Origin of the sequence: Streptosporangium saharense (assembly GCF_014203715.1) — a bacterium.
Lineage (GTDB): Bacteria > Actinomycetota > Actinomycetes > Streptosporangiales > Streptosporangiaceae > Streptosporangium > Streptosporangium saharense.
On the sequence record NZ_JACHJP010000002.1, the window covers coordinates 1,460,578 to 1,486,870 of the forward strand.

Consider the following 26,293-nt stretch of genomic DNA (forward strand, 5'->3'; position numbering starts at 1 on the left):
CCCCCCGACGGAACGGACGTCGTGCCTACCGTGCCCGCCATGCCCGCGCGACGGGCGATCTCCCGGCCCAGGCTCGCGGTCATCGCGCTCTCGACCGCCGCGTCCGCGCTGACGGTGGTCGCGCTGGCGCTCGCCTGGGACCTGCCGTCCGGGTGGGACGTCGGGCTGCTCGTCTCCCCCGACCTGTCGTGCGCGCTGACCTTCCCGCTGGTCGGCGCCTTCCTGCTGGCCCATCGCTCCCGACCGCCCGCGGCGTGGCTGATGTGCGTCGGCGGGATCGCCTGCGCGGTCAACGTCCTGGGCACCGCCCTGATGCTGCGCTCAGGGGCCCAGGGCGACCTGGCCGCGGCCGGGATCCACCGTTACGCCGCCGGGATCGGCTGGGCCGTCGGCGGGGTGACGCTGGCGGTCCTGCTGCCGCTCTACTCCCCCGACGGCAGGCTTCCCTCCCGGCGCTGGCGTCCCGTCGTGGTGCTGTCGGCCGTGGTGATGGCCGTCGAGGCGTTCCGCCTGGTCGTACGGCCCTCGCCTCCCCTGGACGACTACCCGCTGCCCAGGGTGCTGCCCAACCCGCTGGCGATCGAGGCGCTGACGCCGTACGGCGCGGTGCTGCAGAGCGGCATGCTGACCCTGATCATGGGGCTCGCGGTGCTGGCGATGCTCTCGCTGGCGCTGCGCCTGCGCCGGGCGGACCCGGTGATGCGCCGCCAGATCGCCTGGCCGCTGGGCGCGTTCGCCGTCTACATCGTCTGCATGCTCGGCGGGAACGACTGGGTGCTCGCGGCCACCGTGTGGACCGGGCTGATCCCGGTCGCCATCACCTTCTCCGTGCTGCGCCACCGCCTGTACGGCATCGACACCGTGATCAGCCGCGCCTTCGTGGCGGCCGGGCTGATCGCCGCGGTCAGCGTCGTCTACTTCGGGGCCGGAGCGGTCGCCGGGTTCGCCCTGTCCGGCTACGACCGGGTGGGCGGCCTGGCCGCCGCACTGCTCGCCGGGGTGTTCTTCCACCCGCTGCGCACGATGCTCAGGCGCTGGGCCGACCGTCTCATGTACGGCACGCACGGCGATCCCGCCGCCCTGGCGGCCCGGCTGACCAGGGAGGTCCGCCAGGCCGAGCCCGCGAACGCGCTGGCCGCCGTCGCCTCGGTGGTCAAGGACGGCCTGAGCGTGACCGGGGTGGCGGTCGAGGCGCGCTCCCCGGGAACGAGGCGGGTCGAGATCGGCCTGCTCGGGCCCACTCCCCGCGTGGTGCCGCTGGTCTGGCACGGCGAGCCCGTCGGGCGGCTGATCCTGGGCTCCCCCGGCCCCCGCAGGTTCGCCGCCGCCCACAACGACCGGCTGATCGCCGTGGTCACGCCGTACGTCGCGGACGTGGTGCACGCCGTGGCGATGACCGCGGACCTGCGGCGCTCCCGCGAGCGGATCCTCACCGCCCGCGAGGAGGAGCGCAGGCGCCTGCGGCGGGACCTGCACGACGGGCTCGGCCACGCGCTGACCGACATGGCGATGTCGATCAACATGGCCAGGATCAGCCTGCGTTCCGCCCCGGCCTCCGCGGACCGGCTGCTGGCCGAGCTGCGCGAGGGGATGGACACGGTCGGCCAGGAGATCAGGGAGCTGGTGTACGGCCTGCGCCCGCCGACCCTGGACGAGTTGGGGCTCGCGGGAGCCGTACGGGCGCTGGCCGCGGATGGTGAGCCCGAGGTGGCCGTGGAGACCGAGGGCGATCTGTCCGACCTGCCGGCGGCCACCGAGGTCGCCGCCTACCGGATCGCGCAGGAGGGACTCACCAACGTCCGCAAGCACGCCGGGGCCCGCTCCGCGGTGGTCTCGCTGCGCCGGGGCGAGTCGCTGGTCGTCCGCGTCCAGGACGACGGGAACGGGCTGCCCGAGGGGCCCCGCGCGGGCGTCGGACTGATCTCGATGCGCGAGCGCGCCGCGGAACTCGGCGGGACGTGCGTGATCGGCTCGGCGCCGGGAGGCGGCACGGTCGTGGAGGCCGTGCTGCCGATTTCCACAGCCTGAGTGTGAACCTTTCGCCGCTTCCGCGGGTCAGACAAGGCGTTGCTGAACTTATCCGAGGAGTTTCGCGTGAAGCACCTGGCTCTGGCCGTCGGCGCCGCACTCGCCGTGTCGGCCGTCGCGTCCACAGCGGCCGTCGCCTCCCCCACCCGGGCGACCACCCCGGGGGCCGTCTACTTCGGCTACAAGGGATCGGGGGTCGAGGTGACCACCCACCAGGGCGGCCTGAGCAAGCTGTCCGTCGGCGGGGGCGGCTTCATCGCGCAGTTCGCCGCGGCGCCCGGGGGCGGGAAGGTCGCCTGGATCGACGGCAAGGGGCGCCTGCACGTCAAGACCGCCACCGGCGACAGGGTGGTCGCCGCGAACGCCGCCTACGGCGGGCCGTGCCTGACCCCCACCTGGAGCGCGGACGGCAAGCGGATCGCCTACGTGACGAAGGGCAACGCGACCAGGGCGACCGTCGCGCTGGTCGGCGAGAACGGCGGCAGGCCGGTGGTCGCGGGCAGGACCGCGGGCGTCTGCCACCTGGCCTGGTCCGCCGACGGCAGGACGCTCGCCGGGTACGCCGGGGACACCCGGGGCGTCTACCTGCTGAACACCGCCTCGCACGTCTCCACCAAGGTCCCGGGGATCCGCCTCGCCAACCACGTCGACAGCGTCTCCCCCAAGGGTGACCGGGTCGTGGTGCACGCGATCGGCGCGAACGACCCGGGTGGGGACGGTTCCTGGCCGCTGTCCTACACGCCGTCGCTGTACGACACCAGGACCGGCAAGAAGATCACCATCCCGGTGCGGGGCACGCTGATCGGCGCCAGGTTCCTGAGCGACGGCACCCTCGTGGTCCGGGTCAAGGGCAGGAGCGCCAACACGTGGGTCGTGCTCGACCCCGACACCTACAAGGTGAGCCAGCGCGTGCCCGAGATCGGCCAGGCGAAGAACCTCGGGCTGCTCAGCGTCATCGGCTGAGCCCCGCCCGCGCCGGAGGGGGTGGCCGCAATAGGGTAGGGCTCGTGGCCCAACTGCGCATCGCCCTTGCCCAGACCAACCCCGCGGTGGGCGACCTGGCGGCCAACGCCGCCAGGATCGTCGAGTGGACCGGGCGCGCCGCCGAGCGCGGCGCGCACCTGACGGTCTTCACCGAGATGTCCCTGACCGGCTACCCGGTCGAGGACCTGGTGCTGCGGACCTCCTTCGTCGAGGCCTCGCTCGCCGCCCTTGAGGCCCTGGCGACGCGCCTCGCCGAGGAGGGGCTCGGCGAGATGCCGGTCGTGGTCGGCTACGTGGACCGGGCGAACCTCGCCCCGCGCGTCGGCCAGCCGAAGGGCGCCCCGCTGGACGGCGCGGCCCTCATCCACCGGGGTCAGGTCGTGGTCAGGAGCGCCAAGCACCACCTGCCCAACTACGGGGTCTTCGACGAGTACCGCTACTTCGTGCGCGGTGACCGGCTGCCGATCTTCCGGCTGCACGGGGTGGACGTGGCCATCGCCGTCTGCGAGGACCTGTGGCAGGAGGGCGGTCCCGTCGCCGTGGCCGCGGACGCGGGGGCCGGGCTGCTGGTCACGCCGAACGCCTCGCCGTACGAGCGGGAGAAGGACGACGTGCGGCTCGCGCTCGTCTCGCGGCGGGCCAGGGAGTCGGGCTGCGCCATCCTCTACGTCAACCAGGTCGGCGGCCAGGACGAGCTGGTCTTCGACGGCGACTCGCTGGTCGTCTCGGCCTCCGGTGAGCTCGTCGCGCGGGCGGCGCAGTTCGCCGAGGAGCTGCTGGTCGTCGATCTCGACCTGCCAGAGGCCCGGTTCGGCGGGCTGGGGACCTTCGAGACCGAGGCGGGCGACGGGACGGTCATCACGGTCGAGCGGGTCGAACTGTCCGCCCGGCCGCTTGAGCCGTACGAGCCGCTGACGCCCACGGTCGCCGAGCATCTGGAGGACACCGCGGAGGTCTACTCGGCGCTGGTCCTCGCGGTGCGCGACTACGTGCGCAAGAACGGCTTCCAGTCGGTCATCCTCGGCCTGTCCGGCGGGATCGACTCGGCGCTGACCGCCACGATCGCCTCGGACGCGATCGGCCCGGAGCGGGTGCACGCGGTGCTGATGCCCTCGCGCTACTCCTCCGAGCACTCGCTGGGCGACGCCAGGGAGCTGGTCGAGCGGCAGGGGATCAACTCCAGGCTCGTCCCGATCTCCGGGGTGGTCGACGCCTTCGAGAAGGAGATCGAGCTGTCCGGGCTGGCCGCGGAGAACCTCCAGGCCCGGGTGCGCGGCACGATCCTGATGGGGCTGTCCAACCAGCACGGTCACCTGGTGCTGACGACCGGCAACAAGAGTGAGCTGGCCGTTGGATACTCCACCCTCTACGGCGACTCGGCGGGCGGTTTCGCGCCCATCAAGGACGTGCTCAAGACCCTGGTCTGGGAGCTCTCACGCTGGCGCAACGCCCAGGCGGGCAGGTCGGGCGAGTTCCTGTACGGCTTCGCGCGCCCGCCGATCCCGGAGAACTCCATCGAGAAGGAGCCGAGCGCGGAGCTGCGTCCCGGTCAGCGGGACACCGACTCCCTGCCGGAGTACGACGTGCTCGACCCCCTGCTGCACGACTACGTGGAGAAGGACATGGGCTCGGCCGAGCTGGTCGCGGCGGGCCACGACCCGGCCCTGGTCGCCAGGATCATCCGCCTGGTGGACCTGGCCGAGTACAAGCGCCGCCAGTATCCCCCGGGTCCCAAGATCACTCCCAAGAACTTCGGCCGTGACCGCCGTCTGCCGATCACCAACCGCTGGCGCGAAACGACCCTCTGACCCCCTCTGACCTGTTTTGTGCCGTGCATGAGCGCTCGGGGTGGGTATCACCGCTGGTAGGAGCACCGACGGCCGGGGAGGGGGCTGAGTTCGGCCGCGGTGGTCCGGCGTGCGGCGAGCGGGCGCCGTCACCTCCCCTCCACAGGTCCGCCCGCGTTCCGCGGCTCGCCGGAGTCCAGGAAAGAGGGGGAGATCAGATGAAGGCAGCGGTAGGCGACAGGCTCGTCGTCGAGGGCACCCGGCACGGGGAGACCCGGCGCATCGGCGTGATCGTGGGGCTGGTCCACGAGGACGGTTCCCCGCCCTACATGGTGCACTGGGAGCACGACGAGCACGAGACCATGGTGTTCCCCGGCCCTGACGCGCACGTGGTCACCGAGGAGCGCAAGGACACCCCGCTCACCACCTCGTGACGTGAGGTGATCCGCTCGCCGTCGTCCCTGTTCAGGGGCGGCGGCGAACGCGTTTCCGCCCCCCGGCAGCAACTCTTTACGACATAAGCTATTCTTGCGCCCATGAACTCCTTACGATGTACGGAGTTACCTCACGCCACACGAGAGAGGACGCCGATGTCCACGGTGACCCTGCACGACGCGAGCACCATCGAGGTCGAGATCCACGGGGAGGGACCCGTCCTGCTGCTGCCCGTCAACCCCCGGCCCGTCGAGGGACCTCAGGCCGACGCGATGCGTGCCTGGGGTATGGATCCCGCGCTCGGCCGCTCCCTCGTCGAGGGCCTGCGCGACGCCTTCACGGTGGTCGCCTTCGACTACGAGGGCCACGTCCTGGCCAACCCGAAGCCCGAAACCCTGACCCCCGCGAACATCACCCGCGACCTGCTCGCCGTCGCCGACGCCGCGGGGGCCGACCGGTTCGCCTACTACGGCTACTCCTGGCTCGCGCTGAGCGGCCTCCAGCTCGCCCTCAGGACCGACCGGCTGTCCGCCCTGGTCATGGGCGGATTCCCACCGGTCGGCGGGCCGTACAAGGAGATGCTGCGGGTGACCGGGGCGACCCACGCGATGGCGCTCGCCGGACCCTCGGGCAAGGCGTCCCAGACGTCGGAGGCGGGCGACTGGTCGTCGGTCGAGGTGACGATGTCGCCGGACCAGACCGGGCAGTTCGTCACGCTGTACGAGGAACTGCAGACGTTCGACGACCTGGCCGCCCAGGCGCGGGTCACCTGCCCCAGGCTCTGCTTCGTCGGGTCGGCCGACGACATCGAGTACGGCGAGCGCTGGGGTGACGTGCGCGTGGGCATCGCGAGCGCGGTCGTCGAACGGCGGGCGGAGATCGAGTCACTCGGCTGGGACGTGACGGTCCTCGACGGGCTCGACCACACGGGGGCCATGCAGCCGCCCGCGGTCCTGCCCGTGCTGCGGCCGTGGCTTGAGGCGAAGATCAGCCGGTAGGGGTCAGCGAGGGACCAGGCCGACGAGCAGGTGATCGACGACCTGCTCGGCGGCCCCCTCGGGAAGATCCTCGTGGCCCGGCTCGAAGCCCCTGACGTACCAGACCATGGTCCCGATCAGCGAGGCGAGGGCGATCGGCACGTTGAGGTCGGCCCTCAGCTCGCCGGTCGCGACGCCGCGCTCCAGCAACGCGGTCAGCACCGCCCTGCGCGGCGCGATGGTCGCCTGGTGGATGCGCTGCACGAGGCGGGGATGCCGTTCGGCCTCGTTCATCGCGATGTTCATCACGCACCGCGACCGCGCGTTGCGCGTCTCGCGGAGGAAGACCTCGGCGCAGGCGACCAGATCCTCGCGCAGCGACCTGCCCGCCAGCGTGGGCAGCGGCGCCTTGAGGGCGGCGAGGGCGTCGACGAGCAGGTCTTCCTTGTTGGACCACCGGCGGTAGATCGTCGTCTTGCCGACGCCCGCGCGGGCGGCGATCGCCTCGATCGACAGCTCACCGAGACCGCTGCTCTCGCTGATCAGGTCAAGGGTCGCGTCGATGATCGCCTTCTCCGCCCGGGCGCTGCGGGGGCGGCCCGCGGGGCGGGTCGCCTGAGTCTCGTCCGTCGTGGTCATCGTCTTTCCACACTACCTATACGCTGGCCGGTTCCCTGTCGGGATCGTGCTGTTCCGCGGCCTGTGCCGGGGCGTTCCTGCCCGGCAGCCACCTGAGCACCACCAGCGCGCCGAGGAGCGCGAAGGCGGCGGAGACCAGGGCGGTGACGTGCATGCCGTCGAGGAAGGCGTGCTTGGCCGGTTCGATCAGCGCGACGCCGCGCTCGCCGAGGGCCTTGGCCACGCCGAGCGTACCGGTCAGGGACTCGCCTCCCAGGTGCTGCAGGTCGGCGGGCAGGCCGGCCAGGCTGGGGGCGATCTCGTCGCGGTAGGTCGCCGAGAGCAGCGAGCCGAGCAGCGCGACGCCGAGCGCGCCCGCGACCTGGCGGACGGTGTTGCTCATGGCCGAGCCGACGCCCGCCTTCTCCCTGGGCAGCGACTCCATGATCGTGGTGGTCGCGGGCGGCATGATGTTGGCCATCGCCGCGCCCTGGACGAAGAAGACGATCTCGATCACCAGGATCGGGGTGTGCTGGTCCATCAGCGCGTACGAGCCGAGGGCCGCGGCCACGACGACCATGCTGACGGTCGCGCTCACCTTGCTGCCGAAGCGCCTGACCATCTGCTGGCTGAGCGGGGCGAAGATGATCTGCGCCGCGGCGAACGGGATCATCAGCGCGCCCGACTCCATCGGGGTGAAGCCGAGGACGATCTGCAGGTAGAAGATCAGGAAGAACATCGCGCCCATCATCGCGAAGAACACGATGCCGATCATGCCAACCGCGGTGGAGAAACGGGCGTTGGAGAAGTAGCGGACGTCGAAGGCCGGGTGGTCGATGCGGCGCTCGTACCAGATGAAGGCCGCGAGCACGGCCAGACCGAGAATCGTCGGGACCAGCACCTCGGCGCTGGCGACCGTGGCCAGCTCACCGCCCCTGATGATGCCGTAGGTGATCGCGACGAGACCGATGATGGACAGCAGCACGCCGACCGGGTCGAGCCTGGAGGGCTTGGGGTCACGCGACTCGGGCACGACGAGCGCGATGAGCACCATGCTGATCAGCACGATCGGCAGGTTGATCAGGAAGACCGAGCCCCACCAGAAGTGCTCGATGAGCAGGCCACCGGTGATCGGGCCGATCGCCACGGCGATGCCGACGCCTCCCGCCCAGACGCCGATCGCCTTGCCGCGCTCCTGCGGCGGGAAGACGTTGGAGATGATCGCAAGGGTGGCCGGCATGATCGCCGCACCGCCGACGCCCATGAACGCCCGCGCGACGATCAGTTGGGTCGGGTCCTGGGCGTACGCGGAGGCCAGCGACGCCAGGCCGAAGAGCACCATGCCGATGAACAGCATGCGCTTGCGGCCGGTGCGGTCGCCGATCACCCCGAAGGTGAACAGCAGTCCGGCGAAGACGAGGGTGTAGGAGTTGATCGCCCATTCGAGCTGGCTCTGCGTCGCCCCCAGGCCCTCCTGGGGGTCGGCGATCGTCTTCAGCGCGACGTTGAGGATCGTGTTGTCCAACACGACCGCCAGGAGGCTGAAGACCAGCACCCCCAGGATCTGCCACCGTCTCGGGTGGCCGGTTTGGTGTTCCATGGATGCCCCGTTTCGATACACAAAAGTTTCGAAACAGTACCGTATCGGTAGATCTTACGATACGCAACCGTTGCGTTTCGTATTTGCCGGATATTTCCGGCAAATTCAGACGGAAACCGGTACGGATCCCTCAGCGGGGACACCTGTTCGTCGCCAGAACGGCAGGGCGAGCAGCACCATGGCCACCCCCACCAGGCCCGCGACCGCGAAGGCCCAGCCCGGTCCCCAGGAGTCGATGAGCGCCCCGGCCATCGGCGCCGACGCGGCACCGCCGATCAGCAGCGCCGTACCGTGCAGGCCCATCGCCTCGCCGCGCGCCCCCGCGGGGACCCAGCGGCTCAGGGTGTCGACCGTGGCCGACAGCCCCGGCGCGCACAGCACCCCGGCGGGCAGGAGCGCGATCATCAGCCAGCGCCAGTCGTCGCCGACCAGCCCCACGGGGACGGTGAGCACGCCCATGGCGCCGATCAGCAGCAGCGGGGAGAAACCCCGCGACAGGCCACCGTACACGAGGCCGCCGACCAACGAGTACGCGCACCAGACGCCGATGGCCAGGCCCGTCCACGCGGTGTCGCCCGACTGCTTCATGGTCGCGACCAGGGCGAGTTCGGTCGTGGTGAGCACGAAGGTCGCCGCGCACACGGTGCCGAGCAGGCCCGCGACCGCCGGGGTCAGCCAGCGGCGCCTGGACACCTTCTCCCCCGCCTGTGCCATCTCCTCGGCCTCCTCGGCCTCCTCGTCCGAGCGGACAGGCGGGTTCATGAAGAACAGCGCCGCGCCCGCGCCGACGAGACCGACCCCGACCACGCACATCGTCCACGTGCTGCCGATCAGGGTGACGCCGAGGACGCCGAGCGCGGGGCCCGTCATGTAGGACAGCTCGATGAGGATCGAGTCGAGCGAGTAGCCGAGCCTGCGCTGTTCGAGCGGGACCATCGCCGCGACGCACTGCTTGAGCACGCTGAACAGCGGCAGGCTGAGCAGCCCGGCCAGCGCCGTGGCGGCCAGCAGCGCGGGGAACGGCAGCGCCCAGGCCGTCGCCCAGAAGGCCAGCTGCGCCAGGGAGGTCACCAGGACCACGGGCCGCAGCCCGCGACGGTCGACGAACCGTCCCGCGAGCGGCGAGCCGACGGCCGTGCCGATCGCGCTCGCCATCGCGGCCAGCCCCGCCTGGGCGAAGCCGAGCCCGAGGCCGTTGACCACGTGCAGGGTCAGGGTGATCCCGGTCGCGGTCGCCGGTATCCGGGCGACCGTCCCCACCAGCAGCAACGACCGCACACCGGGCACGGACAGCAGACGACGGTAAGGCTCCAATGCCATTTGATTACTTACCTCCCCGCGTATTGTGTCGTATGGCACCGACACGCTCCGCACCGGATTACGGACGGGACCGGGGGTGTTTATCAAGACGTCCGCGTGCAATCATCGGAAGCAGTCCGGGGACGTCACAGGGACGCCTCGAGACTCCGCTGGAGGCTTTTCATGCCCTCTTCTGTGTCTTCATCCATGTCCTCTTCCGTGCCCTCTTCCATGACCGGCCAGCCGACCGCTCTGTACGGCGGCAAGGCCGGGCGAAGGGTCACCGTCAGGGACATCGCCGCCGCCAAGGAGCGGGGCGAGAGGTGGCCGATGGTCACCGCCTACGACGCGATGACGGCGAGGGTCTTCGACGAGGCAGGCATCCCGGTGCTGCTCGTCGGCGACTCGGCCGCCATGGTCGTCTACGGCTACGACTCGACGCTGCCGGTCTCGGTCGACGACCTCATCCCGCTCACCTCGGCCGTGGTGCGCGGCTCCTCCCGGGCGATGGTGGTCGCGGACCTGCCGTTCGGCTCCTACCAGGCCTCTCCCCAGCAGGCGCTGGAGACGGCCGCCCGCTTCATGAAGGAGGCGGGCGCCCACGCGATCAAGCTGGAGGGCGGCCGCAGGGTCATGCCCCAGGTCGAGACCCTGGTCTCGGCGGGCATCCCGGTGATGGCCCACCTGGGCCTGACCCCGCAGTCGGTCAACGCCTTCGGCGGCTACCGGGTGCAGGGACGCGGCCAGTCGGGTGACGAGCTGATGGCCGACGCCAAGGACCTGGAGTACGCCGGGGCCTTCGCGGTGGTCCTGGAGTGCGTCCCCGCCGACCTCGCCGAGCGGGTCACCGCCTCCCTGTCGATCCCGACCATCGGCATCGGCGCCGGGCCCTCGACCGACGCCCAGGTCCTGGTCTGGCAGGACCTGATGGGCCTGACCCCCAACCCGCCGAAGTTCGTCAAGAGGTACGCCGACCTCGCGGGCGAGATGGACCGGGCGGTGCGCGCCTTCGCCGACGAGGTGACCGGCGGTTCCTTCCCCACCGTCGAGCACAGCTACCGCTGACCCTCTCTGAGCCGGTGGTCCCCGGGGGCCACCGGCTCAGAGAGCCAGCACGAACTTCCGCACGGCCTCGCCGATCTCGTGCGGGGAGTCCTCCTGCACGTAGTGGACGCCACGGACCGTGACCTCCCGCTGGTTGGGCCACGTCCTGGCGAACTCCAGGGCCCGGCCGACCAGGATCGCCCCCGGCTCGGCCGAGATCAGCAGCTTGGGGACCTGGCTGCCCGCGAGCCAGTGGCCGTACGCCTCGACCGTCTCGGCCACGTCGGCGGGCGTCCCGTCGATGGGCAGCTCACGCGGGAAGACCAGGGTCGGCAGGCGTGACTCCCTGGTGCGGAACGGCGCGCGGTAGGCCTCCATCTCGGCCTCGTCGAGCGTCCTGAGCACGCTCTTCGGCAGCACGGTCTCGACGAAGAAGTTCTCGTCCAGGATCAGGCGCTCCCCCTCGGGGCCGCGCATGGCGCGGAACAGCGTGTCGCGTCCCTCGGGGAAGTCGGCCCAGAGCCGGGGCTGCACGATCGCCTCCATGTAGGCGATGGCGCGCACCCGCTCCGGGTGCCGGTGCGCCCAGTGGAAGCCGAGCGCCGAGCCCCAGTCGTGCAGCACCAGCGTGACCTGCCCCTCCGGCAGCACCGCGTCGAACCAGGCGTCGAGATGGCGGGCGTGGTCGGCGAAGCGGTAGGCCCCGTCGGGCGCGGGCCCCGAGGCGCCCATCCCGACCAGGTCGGGGGCCAGGCAGCGGTTGACGTCCGCCAGGTGCGGGATCACGTTCCGCCACAGGTAGGACGACGTCGGGTTGCCGTGCAGGAACACCACCGGCTCACCGTCTCCGGTGTCCACGTGGCTCATGTACGTGCCCGGCACCTCGACCCGCGTCCTGGGATAAGTCATAATCATCGGTTCCTCTCATTCGTGGGGGTACGGCCCGGCGCGAGCAGGGCGTCGAACACGACCGTCTTGAACCGTTCGAGCGGTTCCGGGGAGCGTTCGACCTTCATCCTGAGCATCGCCCCCTGCCAGGAGGCCATCAGGAAGTCCGCGAAGCTCAGGGCGGGCAGCGGGAGCGTGACCTCCCCGGCTCTCTCCGCCTCCAGCAGGCAGCGGGCGAACGGCTCGTGCCACTCGGCGAACACCTCCGAAAGCCGGACGCGGATCGCCTCGCTGGTCTCCGTCGAGTCCAGGCTCGTGTTGCCGATCAGGCACCCGTCGTGCCAGCCGCGCCGTTCGAGCCGGTCGGTGATCTCGTCGAAGTAGGCCCGCAGCCGGGCCAGCGGCGGCCGGGAGGTGTCGTCGAGCGTCGCGGCGACGATCTCGCGGACCCCGGCGAAGTAGTGGTCGATCACCGCGAGCCCGAACGCCTCCTTCGAGGCGAAGTGGTTGCCGAACGATCCCAGCGGCACCTCCGCCGCCGCCGTGATGTCGCGGACGCTCGACCCGACCAGGCCCGTCCTGCGCACGGCCCGCATCCCCTGGTCGAGGATCTGGTCCTTCTTGGAAGCTCTCGCCATGCATCCAATATGAACGTTCGTATTGGAAAAGTCAAACGGCCCGGCGCCACCGGCGCCGAGCCGTCGCTCACCGGCTCAGGACAGTGCCTGGGAGAAGTCGTCCCACAGGTCCTCGATGTGCTCGATGCCGACCGCGACCCTGACCGTGCCCTCGCGGATCCCGTGCCGCGCCAGTTCCTCGGGCGTCAGCGAGCGGTGCGAGGTGGTCGCCGGGTGCAGGACGAGTGTCTCGACGCCGCCGAGTGAGGGGGCCAGCAGCGCCAGCCGTACCGAACTCATGAACTTCTCGCCCGCCGCGCGCCCGCCGACCAGGTCGAAGGAGAAGACACCCCCGAAGTCGGGCAGCAGCTTCCTGGCCAGGGCGTGCGAGGGGTGCGAGGGCAGGCCGGGCCAGTGCACCGCGGCGACCGCGGGGTGGTTGTCCAGGCGCAGCGCCAGCTCCCGGGTGTTGGCGCAGTGGCGTTCCATCCGCAGCGGCAGCGTCTGGATGCCGCGCAGGGTCAGCCAGGCCGCGAACGGGTCGGCGGTCGCGCCGAGCTCGACAGCGAAGTGCCACACCCTGCGGTAGAGGTCGTCCGAGGCGAAGACCGCGATGCCGCCGAGCACGTCGGTGTGCCCGCTCAGATACTTGGTCGTCGAGTGGACCACGATGTCGGCCCCGTGCTCGATCGGACGGCACAGCACCGGCGAGGCGAAGGTGTTGTCCACCACGGACACCAGCCCCGCCTCACGGGCGGCCGCGCACATCCCCGGCAGGTCGGCGACCTGGGTCACCGGGTTGGCGATGGTCTCCAGATAGACCAGCCTGCTCTCGGGGCGTACGGCGGCGCGCAACGCCTCGGGGTCGTCCTCCGGCACGTAGGAGACCTCGATGCCGAAGCGCGAGGACAGGTCGTTGAGCATCGCCGCGGTGCCACCGTAGAGGGGCTTCTGCGCGATCAGGTGGTCACCGGGCTTGAGCAGGCCGAGCAGCACCGAGTTGATCGCCCCCATGCCCGAGGCGGTCGCCACCGCCCCGACGCCGCCTTCGAGCCCGGCGATGGCCTCCTCAAGGGAGCGGACTGTCGGGTTGGACAGCCTGCCGTACACGAAGGCGCCGTCGGGACGGCCCATCCCCTCGGCGAAGACGGCCGGGTCCTCGAAGACGAAGCCCGAGGTCTGGTAGATCGGCACGGCGATGGGGCGGCTGCCGTTCAGCGAAGGGCGGGGCAGGTGGACGGTGCGTGTCTCCGGGCGAAGTTCAGTCATGTGTCAAGGATGTCCACCCACCGCGGACCTAGTCGGGGCGGGTCCGGGGACTTTGCCCTGATGCGCCAGACATGTGAATTCCTCACTGCCGAAGCGAGGCGCCGATCCGCATGCTCTTGAGGTGTGACAGCGATTCAGGTGGACGGGCTCAGGAAGAGCTACGGGGACTTCACGGCCGTCAGGGACGTCTCCTTCGAGGTGGCGCAGGGAGAGATCTTCGCCCTGCTCGGGCGTAACGGCGCTGGGAAGACCACCACGGTCGAGGTGCTGGCGGGCTTCCAGGCACCCGACGAGGGAACGGTCAGGGTGCTCGGTCTCGACCCGGTCAGGGACAGGGCCGCGGTGCGCCGCAGCAGCGGGATCATGCTCCAGGAGGCGGGGTTCTTCCCCGACCTGACCGTGGCGCAGACGGTTGACGCCTGGCGGGACTTCGTCGCCGCGCCGAGGCCGAGGGACGAGGCGCTCGGGCTGGCCGGGCTCGACGCGAAGGCGGGCACCAGGGTACGCCAGCTCTCCGGCGGGGAGAAACGCCGTCTCGACCTGGCCCTGGCCATCCTGAGCAGGCCGGACGTGCTCTTCCTCGACGAACCGACCACCGGGATGGACCCGCGGGCCCGCAGGGACACCTGGGAGGTCATCCTGGACCTGGCGCGGCAGGGCACCACCATCCTGCTCACCACGCACTACCTGGAGGAGGCGCAGCACCTGGCCTCCAGCATGGTGATCATGGACCGTGGGACTGTCGTCGCGGGCGGCGGGATGGCCGAGACCCTGGCCGCCCAGACGGGCCGGGTCGCCTTCGAGCTTCCCCCCTCGGTCGGCCTGCGGGACCTGCCCCTGCCCGGCGCGACCCCGGAGGGCGACCTCGCCGTCTACCGCGTCCCCGACCCCGACCTCGCCGCCCACACCCTGCTGGACTGGGCCGCCGGACGCGGCCTGCGCCTGCGCGACCTTGAGGTCCGTACGGCGACGCTCGAAGACCTGTTCCTCGACCTCGCGACCGACGAGCGGTCCGAGACGGACTCCGAGAAGGAGGTGGTGTGACCGTGTCCGCACGTGACCTGGCGGTCGTCACCCGGTTCAACGGCCGCCTGTTCTGGCGGGACCGTACGGCGCTGAGCACGTCCGTGGCTCTGTTCCTGCTGCTCGGCACCGGCATGCCGCTGATGATGGACCGGCTGCAGCCGGGCAGTCCGGAGTTCCTGCTGAACATGCACCTGGGGGTGCTGGCGACGGTCCTCGTCGTCGCGACGTTCCAGCAGACCGCGGTCACCCTGTCCGCCCGGCGCGACCAGCTCCTGCTCAAGCGGATGCGGGCGACCGGCCTCGGCGACCGCGACATCCTCGGCGGGGAGGTCGCCAACCTCGTCCTGCAGAGCACGGCGCTGACGGCGGTGGTCTCGGTCGCGCTGTACGCGCTGACGAGCCTGCCGGTGCCGCGCGACCCGCTGCTGTACCTGTTCGCCGTGGTCGCGGGCGCCCTCGTGCTGTGCCTGCTCGGCGCGGCCTTCACCGTGGTCGTGCCGCGCAGCGAGCTGGCCGCCCCGATGGCGATGCCGTTCTTCCTGCTGGCCGGGCTCGGCGCGGGCGGCTTCGGCCCCGTCACCCAGATGCTGCCCGGCTGGGTCGGCACGGTCCTCGGGGTGCTGCCGACCGCGGCCGTCACGGACATGGCCCGCGTGGCCTACGCGGCACGGGGCGGTCTGGTTGACGACCTGGGGGCGGCCGCCGTACCGACGCTGAAGCTGGCGCTGTGGGCGGCGGCCGCGCTGCTCGTCATCGCGCGCCGGTTCCGCTGGGAGAGCAGGAAATCGTAGGTTGTAGGTTCCTGACATGCGGATTACCCCCCAGCACATGGCCGTGGGTGTCGTCTACGTCATCGCCGTCGGCTTCACCCTGGTCCTGTTCTTCATCACCGGGTCCGCCCTGGAGCTCGCGGCGCTGACGGCCGCCGCCCTGGCCTTCCTGGTCCCGCACCACCTGGTGGTACGGCGGGCGCTGCGGGGGCGGGAGCAACGCGGCGTTCCCGTCGCCCTGATCGTCGAGACCGCCGTCACCTACGGCGCCATCCCGGTGCTGTACTCGCTGTCGCCGGTCCTCGGCTACAACTGGGCGTCGAGCACTCAGACGATCCTGGCCTCCGCGGTGCTCCTCAGGCTGCGGGAGCGGGTCGCGATCCCTCTGGTGGCCCTGATCGGGGTGCTCGACCTGTCCATGGGACTCGCCGTCTCCGGCGGCAACCTGCCGCTCGCCGTCTACAACCTGACCACGGTCGTGGTGACGAGCGGGGTGACCTACGGGGCGGTACGGCTGGTCGTCGTCAGCAGGCAGCTCGCCGAGGCCAGGATGGAGCTGGCCGAGGCGGCGGTGCTGCGGGAGCGGCTGCGGATCTCCCGCGACCTGCACGACGGCCTGGGCAGCAGCCTGACCGCCATCGCGCTCAAGGGCGACCTGGCCCGCAGGCTCGTCGACGGCGACCCCGAGGCCGCCAAGTCGGAGCTGGCCGAGCTGGCGGCCGTGGCCAGGGACGCCGCGCAGGAGGTGCGTCAGGTGGCCAGGGGATACCGGGAGATGTCGCTGGCCCAGGAGGTCCACCGGGCGGTGGCGCTGCTTGAGGCCTCCGGCGTGAGCTGCAGGACCGAGCTGGCCGACCTGACGGTGCCCCGCCCGGTCGACGAGGCGCTCGCGTGGGCCGTGCGCGAGGGCGTCACCAACGTCGTACGGCACAGCCAGGCCACGACCTGCTCGATCAGCACCCTGGCGCACGAGGGTACGGTGCGCCTGGAGCTGGTCAACGACCGCGCCCGCAGGGGGGCCGGGCGCGGCAACGGGCTGACCGGGCTGCGGGAGCGGGCGGCGGGGCTCGGCGGCTCCGTCAGCGCCGAACGGACCGAGGGCGGCGGGTTCCTGCTCGCGATGGAGGTGCCCGCGTGATCAGGGTGCTGCTGGCCGAGGACATGCACATGATCAGGGCGGCGCTGGTCGCGCTGCTGCGGCTCGAACCCGACATCGAGGTGGTCGCCGAGGTCACCGGGGGCGACGAGATCGTCCCCGCGGCGCTGCGGACCCGCCCGGATGTCGCGGTGCTGGACATCGAGCTGCCCGTCGTGGACGGCATCACCGCCTCCGTCGAGCTGCGGAAACGGCTGCCCGGCTGCCGGGTGCTCGTGCTCACCGCCATGGGCCAGCCGGGCCAGGTGCGCAGGGCGCTGGCCGAGGGCATCGAGGCCTTCCTGGTCAAGGACGCCCCCGGCGACCGGCTGGCGGACGCGATCCGCCGCACCGCCCAGGGCCTGCGGGTGCTCGACCCCGAGCTGGTCGCCACCGCCCTCGCCTACGGCGCCAGCCCGCTGACCCCCAGGGAGGCGACCGTGCTCAGGGAGGCGGCGCGCGGCGCCCCCGCCGAGGAGATCGCGGCGCGGCTGCACCTGTCGGCGGGGACGGTCCGCAACTATCTGACCGGGGCGATCGCCAAGACCGGCGCGAGGAACAAGGTCGAGGCCATCAGGATCGCCCAGGACGTCGGCTGGATCTAGCTCAGACGTCGGTGACGCGCAGTCCGGCGTGGGCCTTGTAGCGGCGGTTGATCGAGATGAGGTTGGCGGTCAGCGCCTCGATCTGGTGCGCGTTGCGCAGGCGCCCGCCGTACACGCCGCGCACCCCGTTGATCCGGGCGGCCAGCGCCTGCACGGTGTCGGTCGCCTCGCGGTCGTCACCGAGGACGAGCACGTCCAGGTCGATCTCCTCGACCTCGGGGTCGAGCAGCAGGACGGCGGAGACGTGGTGGAAGGCGGCGACGACCCGGCTGTCGGGCAGCACGGCGGCGGCCTGCTGGGCGGCACTGCCCTCCTCGACGGGCAGCGCGTAGGCGCCCTGCTTGTCGAAGCCGAGCGGGTTGACACAGTCGATGACGATCTTCCCGGCCAGCTCGGCGCGCAGGGACTCAAGGGTCGAGCGGTGGCCGTCCCAGGGGATGGCCACGATCACCACGTCGGCCTCGGCCGCCACGGTCGCGTTGTCCGCGCCGCTCACCTGCCCGCCGAGACCGGCCGCGGCCTCCTGGGCGCGCTCGGCGCTGCGCGAGCCGATCAGCACGGGGTTGCCCGCCAGGGCGAACCGCCTGGCCAGACCCTTGCCCTGGTCTCCCGTGCCACCAAGGATCCCGATGGAGATGCCGCTCACGTCTGGAAGATCGGTGCTCACTGATCGCTCCCCGTTCACTGTCTGCCCCGCGGGCAGCCCCGGCCGTTGTCTGTCCAGATCATGCCAGGATCGTGTTCCTCCGGTCACACCGGGGCGAGCCGGGGCACGATGAAGGGATGGACTCTCGGTCAGTGGAAATCCTTCGCGAGATTCTCGGCCCGTCCGGCTGGGTGGAGCGCACCCGCGAGTTCGGGCTCGCGCTGCGCGCGACCCGCTCCCCCGGCGGCCTCATGGTCGTCGGCACACCCCACGAGGAACCCTGGCACCTGACCGCGCACCTGGGCGACGAGGCCAGGCTCGCCGGGCTCCCCCAGCTCGCCCCGACCCTGGTGCGCTGGACGCCCGCCCCCGACGCCCCCGCTCACCTGCGCGTCGGACTCGACCGCATCGAGCAGGCGCGGCGGGGCGAGACGCTGTTCGTCGTGACCGAGGAGCAGGCCCCGGCGCCGTTGCTCGAACGGGTCAGCGACGCCCGCAGGGTCGGGGCGACCATCCTCGCGCTCGACGGCGGCGACCCCGAGCTTGAGGGCCTGGCCCACGACGCGCTGGCCGTCACCGAGCGGGCGCCGCTGTCCTTCGACGGCGCCCAGCACCTGATCAGCCTGGCCGCGGGCGAGACCGGGCGGCGGCCGGGGCTGCGTGACAGGCTGGCCAGGCTGCTTGACAGGGTCAGCGGCCCCCGGGTCCCATCCTACTGACCGTTCCAGGTGAAGCCTGACCGTTCCAAGTGAAGCGCCGCCGTCTCGGTGCCCCGTAGCGTTTGCCGACCCGGGCGCCGAGCGCCTGCGCCGCCTCCCTGAGCGCGGCGATGACCACCGCCTGCACCGGGCCCGGCTCCCCCGAGCGGGCGCGGCTGACCCGGGTCACGACGCCGAGGCTGCGGGCGCCCACGTTGGAGATGCCGGTCACCACGACCTCGCCCGCGGAGACCTCCAGCAGGGCCAGTGAGGGGACGATCGCCACCCCGTGCCCGGCCGCGACCAGGGCGAGGGTCGGCGGGAACTCCTCGATGAGGTGCGCCCTGCGGGGCGTGAACCCGTGCAGGGCCGCCAGCCGTTCGAGCGCCTGCCCGCAGGCCTGGTCCGGCGGCCCGGCGATCCACGGCACCCCGCCCAGGTCGGCGACGGTCCTGGGGATCTCCGCCCAGCCGGGAGGCGCCACGATGCGGTACTCGTCCACGTAGAGAGGGTGGGAGACGAGCGCGGCCTGGGCGGGGACGGACTCGTCGGCGTCGTGCTCGGTGATGGCCAGGTCGACGCCGCCGAGCCTGAGCTCCCGCAGCGCGGGCGCGCCGTACAGCTCGTGGACGCGCGGGACGACCTGGGGGTGGCGTTCGGCGAGCGTCTCCAGCGCGGGCAGCACCAGGTGCCTGATGACCGTGGGGAAGGCGGCGATCGAGACGGGACCGGCGAGCAGCTCGGTGAAGCGGGTCAGCTCCCGCCTGGCCTCGCTGAGCTCCTCCTCGATCCGCTCGGCGTATCCGGCGAGCACCCGCCCCACCGGGGTGAGGGCGACCCTGCGCTGGGAGCGGTCGATGAGCGCGAGCCCGACCTCGCGTTCGAGCTGGGCGAGCTGCTGGGAGACGGCGGAGGCGGTCAGGTGCAGCGCCTCGGCTGCCCGCATGACGCCACCGCGGCTCGCGACCTCGTGGAGCACGAGCAGCCGCCGTGGATCAATTTCCATGCAGCTCAGCTTACGCGCCTGTTTAGAAGACTTTATTTGCACTTCATCAAGGGGGGCCGAGACCATGGAGGCATGAGCGCCTTCCCCACCGGGACGTGATCCGGTGCCCCTGTTCGCCGATCTCCTCGGCTGGATCAGCGCGGCCGTCATGCTGTACGGCTACGCCATGGTCTCCTCGTCCCGGATGGCCGGGGACGGCCTGCCGTACCAGGTGATCAATCTTGCCGGTTCGGTCGCCCTGATGGTCAGCGCGGCCTCGCACTCCGCGTGGCCCTCGGCGATCCTCAACGTCGCCTGGGCCATGATCGGTCTGGCGGCCGTGATCAGAAACGCCCGCAGCGACAGAAGGACGGTAGGTCTCCGATGACACGGCTGATCGAGCTGAGCCACCGCATCACCGAGGGCATGCTCACCTACCCGGGCGTTCCCGGCCCCCGGCTCGGCGTGCACCTGAGCCGGGAGGCCTCACGCGAGGTCTACGCCCCCGGCACCGAGTTCCACATCGGCACCGTCGAACTGGCCGCCAACACCGGCACCTACCTCGACACCCCCTACCACCGCTATCCGGAGGAGCCCGACCTGTCGGGGGTGCCGCTCGACGCGGTCGCCGACCTTCCCGGCCTGGTCGTCAGGGCCGAGGGAGCGCGGTCGGTGGGGGCCGACCGGTTCGCCGGTCTGGAGGTGCGCGGCAGGGCCGTACTCGTCCAGACCGGCTGGGACCGGCACTTCGGCACCGAGGCCTACTTCCACGGCCACCCCTACCTCGAACCCGAGGCGGCGCGGTGGCTGAAGGAGCAGGGGGTGGCCCTGGTGGGGATCGACTCGCTGAACATCGACGACACCCCGCCGAGGGGCGAGCGTCCGGCGCACACGCTGCTGCTCGGCGCGGGCATCCCGATCGTCGAGCACCTGACCGGTCTGTCCGCGCTTCCCGACAGCGGGTTCCGCCTGCACGCCGCTCCCCCGATGATCACGGGTCTCGGCACCTTCCCGGTCCGCGCCTACGCGGTCGTGGACGGGCGGTAGCGCCCGCTCAGTCGTCGTCCCAGGCCTTGTCCTGCTCGCGCCAGGCCTCGTTGCGCTCGGCCGCGGTCTTCAGTGCGTTGGCCGCGGCCTCACGCGTCGGGTACGGCCCCAGCCTGTCCTTGTTCGGGCAGCCCTCGTCGGGTTCGACCGCCATGTGCGTGAGGCAGAACCACCATCTATCGCTCATACGATCAATCCTGCCCAGTGAGAACCACAACTAGACTGGGGGACCATGACGACACTGCTCCAGCCCGGGCGGATCTCGCCCACGCGCAAGGTCCCCGCCCACATCCAACGGCCGGAGTACGTGGGGAAGAAAACCCCGAAGACCGGGGAGCCCGACGTCAAGACCCCCGAGATCATCGAGCGGATGCGCGTCGCGGGCAGGATCGCCGCCCAGGCGCTTGAGGAGGTCGGCAGACACGTGGCGCCCGGCGTCACGACCGACGAGCTCGACCGGATCGGCCACGAGTTCCTCTGCGACCACGGCGCCTACCCCAGCACGCTCGGCTACCGCGGCTATCCCAAGTCGCTGTGCACCTCGATCAACGAGGTGATCTGCCACGGCATCCCCGACGACACCGTGCTCCGTGACGGCGACATCGTCAACGTCGACATCACCGCGTTCATCGGCGGCGTGCACGGCGACACCGACGCGACCTTCCTGGTCGGCGAGGTTGACGAGGAGTCACGGCTGCTGGTCGAGCGCACCCGCGAGGCGACCAACCGGGCCATCAAGACCGTGGCCCCCGGGCGTCAGCTCAACGTGGCGGGCCGGGTTATCGAGGCCTACGCCAAGCGGTTCGGCTACGGCGTGGTGCGCGACTTCACCGGCCACGGCATCGGCACCACCTTCCACTCCGGGCTGATCGTCCCGCACTACGACGACCCGTCGCTGGCGGTCACGCTTGAGCCCGGCATGACGTTCACCATCGAGCCCATGCTGACGCTCGGCACGATCGACTACGAGATCTGGCCCGACGGGTGGACCGCGGTGACGAAGGACCGCAGGCGGACCGCCCAGTTCGAGCACACGATCCTGGTCACCGAGACCGGGCACGAGATCCTGACGCTTCCCTAGAGGCTCAGACGGCTGTGGGGGACGGTGCCGGTGACGGTGGTCCCCCCTCCGAGGACGCCCTTGACGCTGAGTGCCCCGCCGATCCCGGCGAAGTGCCCGCGCATGGCGGCTATGCCCCGGCCCGAGGGCGAGCCGTAGATGCCCACCCCGTTGTCGCTGACCGTCATGCGCAGGCCCGTTGGCCCCACGGTCACCGCGACGGAGACGACGTCGGCCCCGCTGTGCAGCAGGACGTTGGACAGGGCCTCCCGCAGGGTGGCCAGGACGGCGCCGGTGACCTCGTCCGGCACGTCCTGGGTGGGCAGCGCCCAGATCTCGACGGTGACACCGTTGTCGCGCGCCCACCCGGTCAGAAGCTCGTCAAGGGTCTGGGCGAGGGTTTGGTCCGCGCACATGCTCAATTCCTTGGCCACTGCTCACCCCTTCCGCCGCCTGCGGCGGTCACCGGCTCCCCGACCGTACACGTGACCCCGTACGCGTTGGGCGTGGCGCGCGGTGCGAACGCCGCCGCGATGGCGCTGATCCCCGTTTCCTCCAGATTACCGGCAGGACGCGCCAATGGCCTCCGGGGAAAGAATCGCCTGACGTCCAGGCGAGGGGACTCAGCCTTGTGCGGGATCGCGGTTACTGGGAGTTGTCGCGCTGGTTGAGCTTGGTCAGATAGTCGTTGTAGGCGTCGAGCTGGGCGTCGCCGCTGCCCCCGGTGCGGGCCGCGAGCGCGTCGGCCCTGCGGTCGGCCCTGCGCGCCTTGCGGTCGTCGTCGCGCCACCACTGGAAGGCCAGCGCGATCAGCACGATCAGCGTCGGGATCTCCCCGAAGCCCCAGGCGATGGCGCCACCGGTCTGCTGGTCGGACAGCGCCGAGGCCCCCCACGTACGGCCGAGCTGGTCGTACCACTCGGCGGCCATGACCGTCCCCATGCTCATCAGCGCGATGCCGAAGAACGCGTGGAACGGCATCGTGACGAACAGGACGATCAGCCGGGCCACGTGGGGCAGCGTGTGGGGCGAGGGGTCGATCCCGATGATCACCCAGAAGAACAGGCAGCCGCTCAGCAGGAAGTGCGCCGTCATGGCCATGTGGCCGAGGTGCTCCTCCATGGCGGAGGTGAACAGCGGGGTGAAGTACAGCGCGTAGGTCGAGACCACGAAGATCGCGGTGGCGATCGCGGGGTGGGTGACGAACCGGACGAACCTACTGTGCAGGATCGTGGTCAGCCACTCGCGCGGGCCTCGGTCCCCCCGGCGCGCGGCGGGCTTGAGCGCGCGCAGCGCCAGGGTGACGGGGGCCCCGAGGACGAGGAAGATCGGCACCAGCATGGCCAGCGTCATGTGCTCGGCCATGTGCGCGCTGAAGAGCACCTTGGCGTAGCGGGCGACCCCGGTCTGGGTGGCGAGCAGCAGGATCAGCAGGCCGACGAACCACGCGACCGTACGGCCGGCGGGCCAGTGGTCGCCGCGTCTGGCCAGCCGTACGACCCCGGCAAGGTAGAAGCCGCCGAGCAGGGCGATGAGGGTGCCGGAGAAGAGGTCGAACCACCACAGCGACGCGAGGTTCGCCAGCGAGATCTCCGGCGGCAGGGGGTAGCCGAGCAGGTCGACGACCGGGTCGGTCTGCAGGATCTCCTGGGGCGGGGCGGTGCGGGCCAGCACGACGGCGACGCCGACGGTCGCGAACATGATGAGCAGCTCGACCGAGGCGAACCTGGCGAACGCGCCGGGCACCCCGGTGGCCAGCCGCGGCAGCGTGTGTTTCCTGTGCCACCAGCCGAACACGCCGAGCACCGCGAACGCCGCCGTCTTGGCCAGCAGCATCAGGCCGTAGGCGGAGGTGAACAGCTCGGAGAGGGAGGTGAGCCTGGCCACCGTGCTGAACAGGCCGGACAGGCCGACGGCGACGAAGCACCACAGCGCCAGCGAGGAGAAGCGGGTGGCGGCGATCTCCAGGGAGGGTCGCCGCCGCAGCGCGTGGACGCACAGGATCGCCAGGCCGCCGACCCACAGGGCCAGGGCGAGCAGGTGCGCGGCGACGCCGGTGGTCGCGAGGTCGTGGTTGGGCGCCGAGGAGGAGTGACCGGTCAGCGCCGGGGGCAGCAGCGTGGCCATGGCCAGCACCAGCAGCCCTCCGCTTGCCCCCACGGTGATCGTCCCCCGGGCGAACAGCGCGATCGCGACCGAGAACAGCACCACGAGCGTGAGCGCGATGCCCTGGGAGATCTGGCTGGCGAAGCTCGTCAGCTCGTCGCCGCCGAGCACGTCGGCGACGGGCACCCTGAGCGCCTCGGAGAGGCTGAAGATCATCGTCGCCGCCGCGGCGGCGGCCCAGGCGAGCGCGAGCCACGAGGCCGCCTTGACGTAGGCGAGCGCGGGCTTGCCGAGCAGTCCCTTGTCACTGGGCAGGAAGACCGTGGCGGCCAGCAGTGCGCCGACGGTGAGCACCCCGGAGGCGTCCATCAGCAGCTTCGACAGCGGCAGGCCCCAGCGGGTGAACGGCCCCTCGTCCGGCAGGCCGGGGATGACGCGCGGGGTGGCGGCGCCTCCGGCGATCATGGCGATCGCCAGGGCGACGACGGCGACGACCGCGCTGGCGAGGGCGATCCTGACGACCCTCTTGTTGTCCGGCGTCGTCTCCGCCGCAGGCACGGCCCGCTCCCGCTTGTTCACGACCGCCCCTTCTTCTTGCCTCGGAGGCTGAACACCAGCCCGATGCCGATGCCGGCGAGGCCGCCGACGACGATCCACACCCACCCGGGGATGCCACGGGAGGGCTCGCTCACCGTCTCCGCGACCGGGCTGGCCGCCGGGGAGGCCGTGGCGGAAGGCGTCGCCGGGACGGCGGACTCCGTGGCGGCCGGGGTGCTCTCGGAGGGCGTCGGTTCGGCGGGGGCGCTCAGTTTGAAGGGGATCTCCCCGTCGATCGGGTGCCCGTCCGAGGAGACCACCTGGTAGGCGATGACGTAGGAGCCCGGCGGCAGGTCCGCCTTGAGCCGCTGGGTGACGACCGTGCCGTCCACGGCCGGCTTGCCCTCCTGGTAGGCGGCGCCGTCCTTGGTGTGCACCACGACGATCGGGAAGTTGACCTTGGAGGTGAAGGTCAGCTTCACCCGGTCCAGACTCTCGACCGTGGCGCCCTTCGCGGGGTCGCTGCTCTTGAGCGCGTCGTGCGCCAGGGCGGGCGAGGCGGGGGCCGTACCGAGGAGGAGGGCGGCCAGGAGCGTGAGGGCTGCCGCAACAGGGGAAGTCTTCATGGCACCCCCAAGGCTACCGACGCCGTCATGCGGTCCCTACCTCCCTGTCTGCGTGCGCCGGAGACCCGCCTCTGCGGCCGTCCGTAAAACGTCCGAGGCCATGCCCGGCAATTGCCGGACACGGCCTTTCGGATGTCACCTTTCTCCCCCTGCTCCGCCTGGCCCACGGGACCCGGCGGGGCGGGGTGGTTCCTACAGCCCCACGCAGGCCAGAGCCTTCTTGTAGGCGTCCACGCTGCGGTCGGGCTCGTCGATGCGTTCCAGGACGCGCGCGGCCGTCAGCCAGGCGTGGGCGGTGTAGCGGGTCGCGGGCAGCTTGTCGAGCGCCTCGGCCGCGGCCTGGAGCTCGTGCAGCGCCCGCTGCTGGCCGTCCAGCTCAGCGGCGGTCTGGCCGTGCAGCAGACGTGCCTCCATCTGCAGCGGCCTGGGCATCCCGTCGAGCATGTCGCAGACGGCCTTGATGTGCTCTCCGGCCCGCTGGGGGTTGGCGAGCAGCAGCTCGGCGCGGGCGAGGTTCATCGCGCAGCGCATCTTGTCCATGGGGTTGGCCGAGCTCTCCGAGAGCTCCTTGTCGACCTTGGACAGCAGCTCACGCCAGGTGCCCGCCTGCATGGGCCGTACGGTCAGCATGACCTGGGCGTAGTCGTTGCGGAGCCTGGCCAGTCTGCGGGGGTCACCGTACTCGGACTGGATGGCCAGGGCGCGCTCGACGTGGCCGACGGCGTCGTCACCGCGACCGCTCTCGACCGCGACGATGGCCGCGCCCCAGTGCGCCAGGGTGAGCGCCTGCGGGGTGCCGAGGACCTCGGCCGCGGCGAGCACCTCGGCGGAGAACTGCCTGGCCCGCAGCAGGTCACCCCGCTCGACGTAGGCGGCCAGAAGCTGCCCGCCCAGCCTCATCAGGCCGTCGGTCCAGGCCGGCCTGACCGCGCCGCCGAGGATCTCCTCCACGACGTTCACCGCCTGGGCCAGGTCTCCCTGCTCGCGGTAGCAGCGCGAGAGGGCGACGGCCACGGCGATGTGGCGCTCCGGGGTCATCGTGGCGGGGTCGTTCTCGCGCAGGCCGTTGAGCAGGGCGATCGCGCCGTCGAGGTCGCCGCAGGCCTCGGTGGCCAGGGCCAGGCCGTACTCGGCGTCCTGTCTGTGCTGGGGAAGGCCCGCCAGGCCGCTGTCGGCGAGGAGCTCGGCGTAGCGCGTGCGCGCCTCGCTGACCTCGCCGTTCTCCATGGCCAGCCTGGCGTAGCCGAGGCCCAGCTCGATCTCCTGCATCTGCTCGGCGGTCACGCCGTTGATGAGGTAGGTGAGGGAGCAGTCGAGCTTCTCGGCCAGCAGTTCCAGGACCGCGGGCGTGGGAGTACGCTTGCCGCTCTCGATCAGCGACACATAACTGTCGGATAGTTCCGGATGGGCGAGTTGCGCCTGGGAAAGACCACGTTGACGTCGGACGGTCTTGATGCGTTGCCCCACCAAGTCTTGACCAGCCACGTTACCCCTTGAAAGATATCG

At 71.3% G+C, this 26,293-nt stretch carries 27 protein-coding genes; 14 read left to right on the top strand and 13 right to left on the bottom strand.

From position 1 onward, the window contains the following. The first annotated feature begins 39 nt into the window (after positions 1-39). From FHS44_RS15515 to FHS44_RS15535, 5 genes are all read left to right on the top strand, one after another. On the top strand, positions 40-2,028 hold the full coding sequence (locus FHS44_RS15515) for a sensor histidine kinase (protein ID WP_246435425.1): 1,989 nt from the start codon (positions 40-42) through the stop codon (positions 2,026-2,028). A 66-nt stretch (positions 2,029-2,094) separates the two neighbouring features. Then, positions 2,095-2,991: a WD40 repeat domain-containing protein gene (locus FHS44_RS15520; protein WP_184714948.1), complete on the top strand. Its 897-nt coding sequence runs from the start codon at positions 2,095-2,097 to the stop codon at positions 2,989-2,991. A gap of 44 nt (positions 2,992-3,035) precedes the next feature. Further along, a complete protein-coding gene (locus FHS44_RS15525) occupies positions 3,036-4,820 on the top strand; it encodes an NAD+ synthase (protein ID WP_184714950.1) in 1,785 nt (594 codons plus the stop codon). A 197-nt stretch (positions 4,821-5,017) separates the two neighbouring features. Continuing rightward, the gene (locus tag FHS44_RS15530; protein ID WP_184714952.1) at positions 5,018-5,233 is read left to right on the top strand and encodes a DUF1918 domain-containing protein; all 216 of its coding nucleotides are present in this window, start codon (positions 5,018-5,020) and stop codon (positions 5,231-5,233) included. 156 nt (positions 5,234-5,389) lie between these two features. Further along, positions 5,390-6,232, top strand: coding sequence for an alpha/beta fold hydrolase (locus tag FHS44_RS15535; RefSeq protein ID WP_184714954.1), 843 nt, complete (start codon positions 5,390-5,392; stop codon positions 6,230-6,232). A gap of 3 nt (positions 6,233-6,235) precedes the next feature. On the opposite strand, the gene FHS44_RS15540 is transcribed toward FHS44_RS15535, so the two are convergent. The 3 genes from FHS44_RS15540 to FHS44_RS15550 all read right to left on the bottom strand — a co-directional run bounded on the left by FHS44_RS15540 (position 6,236) and on the right by FHS44_RS15550 (position 9,749). After that, on the bottom strand, positions 6,236-6,850 hold the full coding sequence (locus FHS44_RS15540; RefSeq protein ID WP_184714956.1) for a TetR/AcrR family transcriptional regulator: 615 nt from the start codon (positions 6,848-6,850) through the stop codon (positions 6,236-6,238). A gap of 16 nt (positions 6,851-6,866) precedes the next feature. Then, the gene (locus FHS44_RS15545; RefSeq protein ID WP_184714958.1) at positions 6,867-8,429 is read right to left on the bottom strand and encodes an MFS transporter; all 1,563 of its coding nucleotides are present in this window, start codon (positions 8,427-8,429) and stop codon (positions 6,867-6,869) included. A gap of 105 nt (positions 8,430-8,534) precedes the next feature. Further along, positions 8,535-9,749 (bottom strand): MFS transporter, encoded by a 1,215-nt coding sequence (locus FHS44_RS15550; protein ID WP_184714960.1) that lies wholly within the window; start codon positions 9,747-9,749, stop codon positions 8,535-8,537. Positions 9,750-9,959: 210 nt separating this feature from the next. Here FHS44_RS15550 and panB point away from each other — a divergent pair, with 210 nt between their 5' ends. After that, positions 9,960-10,793 carry a 3-methyl-2-oxobutanoate hydroxymethyltransferase gene (gene panB / locus FHS44_RS15555; protein WP_376771594.1) on the top strand — a complete coding sequence of 278 codons (834 nt, stop codon included), beginning with the start codon at positions 9,960-9,962 and terminating at the stop codon, positions 10,791-10,793. 36 nt (positions 10,794-10,829) lie between these two features. Here panB and FHS44_RS15560 read toward each other — a convergent pair whose 3' ends face one another. From FHS44_RS15560 to FHS44_RS15570, 3 genes are all read right to left on the bottom strand, one after another. Further along, positions 10,830-11,687 (bottom strand): haloalkane dehalogenase, encoded by an 858-nt coding sequence (locus tag FHS44_RS15560; protein WP_221460704.1) that lies wholly within the window; start codon positions 11,685-11,687, stop codon positions 10,830-10,832. Then, a complete protein-coding gene (locus tag FHS44_RS15565) occupies positions 11,684-12,298 on the bottom strand; it encodes a TetR family transcriptional regulator C-terminal domain-containing protein (protein WP_184714964.1) in 615 nt (204 codons plus the stop codon). The genes FHS44_RS15560 and FHS44_RS15565 overlap by 4 nt, the downstream gene beginning before the upstream one ends. 75 nt (positions 12,299-12,373) lie before the next feature. Further along, positions 12,374-13,546 carry a trans-sulfuration enzyme family protein gene (locus tag FHS44_RS15570; protein ID WP_184714966.1) on the bottom strand — a complete coding sequence of 391 codons (1,173 nt, stop codon included), beginning with the start codon at positions 13,544-13,546 and terminating at the stop codon, positions 12,374-12,376. A gap of 123 nt (positions 13,547-13,669) precedes the next feature. On the opposite strand from FHS44_RS15570, the gene FHS44_RS15575 reads away from it, so the two are divergent. Genes FHS44_RS15575 through FHS44_RS15590 form a run of 4 tightly spaced genes read left to right on the top strand, consistent with a single transcriptional unit; the run spans position 13,670 to position 17,082 of the window. Then, the gene (locus FHS44_RS15575) at positions 13,670-14,590 is read left to right on the top strand and encodes an ABC transporter ATP-binding protein (protein ID WP_184714967.1); all 921 of its coding nucleotides are present in this window, start codon (positions 13,670-13,672) and stop codon (positions 14,588-14,590) included. Then, positions 14,587-15,363 (top strand): ABC transporter permease, encoded by a 777-nt coding sequence (locus FHS44_RS15580; RefSeq protein WP_184714969.1) that lies wholly within the window; start codon positions 14,587-14,589, stop codon positions 15,361-15,363. The genes FHS44_RS15575 and FHS44_RS15580 overlap by 4 nt, the downstream gene beginning before the upstream one ends. A 16-nt stretch (positions 15,364-15,379) precedes the next feature. Beyond that, positions 15,380-16,480, top strand: a complete 1,101-nt coding sequence (locus tag FHS44_RS15585; protein ID WP_184714971.1) for a sensor histidine kinase — start codon at positions 15,380-15,382, stop codon at positions 16,478-16,480. Then, positions 16,477-17,082, top strand: coding sequence for a response regulator transcription factor (locus FHS44_RS15590; RefSeq protein ID WP_184714973.1), 606 nt, complete (start codon positions 16,477-16,479; stop codon positions 17,080-17,082). The genes FHS44_RS15585 and FHS44_RS15590 overlap by 4 nt, the downstream gene beginning before the upstream one ends. A 1-nt stretch (position 17,083) precedes the next feature. Here the strand turns inward: FHS44_RS15590 and npdG are convergent, their stop codons facing one another. Continuing rightward, entirely contained in the window at positions 17,084-17,749 is a 666-nt protein-coding gene (npdG, locus tag FHS44_RS15595) for an NADPH-dependent F420 reductase (protein ID WP_184714974.1), read from the bottom strand. 116 nt (positions 17,750-17,865) lie between these two features. On the opposite strand from npdG, the gene FHS44_RS15600 reads away from it, so the two are divergent. Then, on the top strand, positions 17,866-18,447 hold the full coding sequence (locus FHS44_RS15600) for a hypothetical protein (protein ID WP_184714976.1): 582 nt from the start codon (positions 17,866-17,868) through the stop codon (positions 18,445-18,447). Here the strand turns inward: FHS44_RS15600 and FHS44_RS15605 are convergent. Continuing rightward, a complete protein-coding gene (locus FHS44_RS15605) occupies positions 18,419-19,432 on the bottom strand; it encodes a LysR family transcriptional regulator (RefSeq protein ID WP_184714978.1) in 1,014 nt (337 codons plus the stop codon). The two genes, FHS44_RS15600 and FHS44_RS15605, sit on opposite strands and share 29 nt — an antisense overlap. Positions 19,433-19,535: 103 nt before the next feature. On the opposite strand from FHS44_RS15605, the gene FHS44_RS15610 reads away from it, so the two are divergent. Next, entirely contained in the window at positions 19,536-19,799 is a 264-nt protein-coding gene (locus tag FHS44_RS15610; RefSeq protein ID WP_312863669.1) for a CBU_0592 family membrane protein, read from the top strand. Then, entirely contained in the window at positions 19,796-20,458 is a 663-nt protein-coding gene (locus FHS44_RS15615) for a cyclase family protein (RefSeq protein WP_184714980.1), read from the top strand. The genes FHS44_RS15610 and FHS44_RS15615 overlap by 4 nt, the downstream gene beginning before the upstream one ends. 7 nt (positions 20,459-20,465) lie before the next feature. Here FHS44_RS15615 and FHS44_RS15620 read toward each other — a convergent pair whose 3' ends face one another. Further along, positions 20,466-20,645 carry a hypothetical protein gene (locus FHS44_RS15620; protein WP_184714982.1) on the bottom strand — a complete coding sequence of 60 codons (180 nt, stop codon included), beginning with the start codon at positions 20,643-20,645 and terminating at the stop codon, positions 20,466-20,468. Between the two features lie 45 nt (positions 20,646-20,690). Here FHS44_RS15620 and map point away from each other — a divergent pair, with 45 nt between their 5' ends. After that, positions 20,691-21,539: a type I methionyl aminopeptidase gene (gene map, locus FHS44_RS15625; protein WP_184714984.1), complete on the top strand. Its 849-nt coding sequence runs from the start codon at positions 20,691-20,693 to the stop codon at positions 21,537-21,539. Here map and FHS44_RS15630 read toward each other — a convergent pair. From FHS44_RS15630 to FHS44_RS15645, 4 genes are all read right to left on the bottom strand, one after another. Continuing rightward, positions 21,536-21,934 carry a sensor histidine kinase gene (locus tag FHS44_RS15630; protein ID WP_184714986.1) on the bottom strand — a complete coding sequence of 133 codons (399 nt, stop codon included), beginning with the start codon at positions 21,932-21,934 and terminating at the stop codon, positions 21,536-21,538. The genes map and FHS44_RS15630 overlap by 4 nt on opposite strands. A gap of 229 nt (positions 21,935-22,163) precedes the next feature. After that, complete coding sequence (locus FHS44_RS15635; RefSeq protein WP_312863670.1) at positions 22,164-24,203, bottom strand: bifunctional copper resistance protein CopD/cytochrome c oxidase assembly protein; 2,040 nt, start codon at positions 24,201-24,203, stop codon at positions 22,164-22,166. Then, the gene (locus FHS44_RS15640; protein ID WP_184714988.1) at positions 24,200-24,787 is read right to left on the bottom strand and encodes a copper resistance CopC family protein; all 588 of its coding nucleotides are present in this window, start codon (positions 24,785-24,787) and stop codon (positions 24,200-24,202) included. The genes FHS44_RS15635 and FHS44_RS15640 overlap by 4 nt, the downstream gene beginning before the upstream one ends. Before the next feature lie 192 nt (positions 24,788-24,979). Then, the gene (locus FHS44_RS15645) at positions 24,980-26,272 is read right to left on the bottom strand and encodes a helix-turn-helix domain-containing protein (RefSeq protein WP_184714990.1); all 1,293 of its coding nucleotides are present in this window, start codon (positions 26,270-26,272) and stop codon (positions 24,980-24,982) included. Between the last annotated feature and the right edge of the window lie 21 nt (positions 26,273-26,293).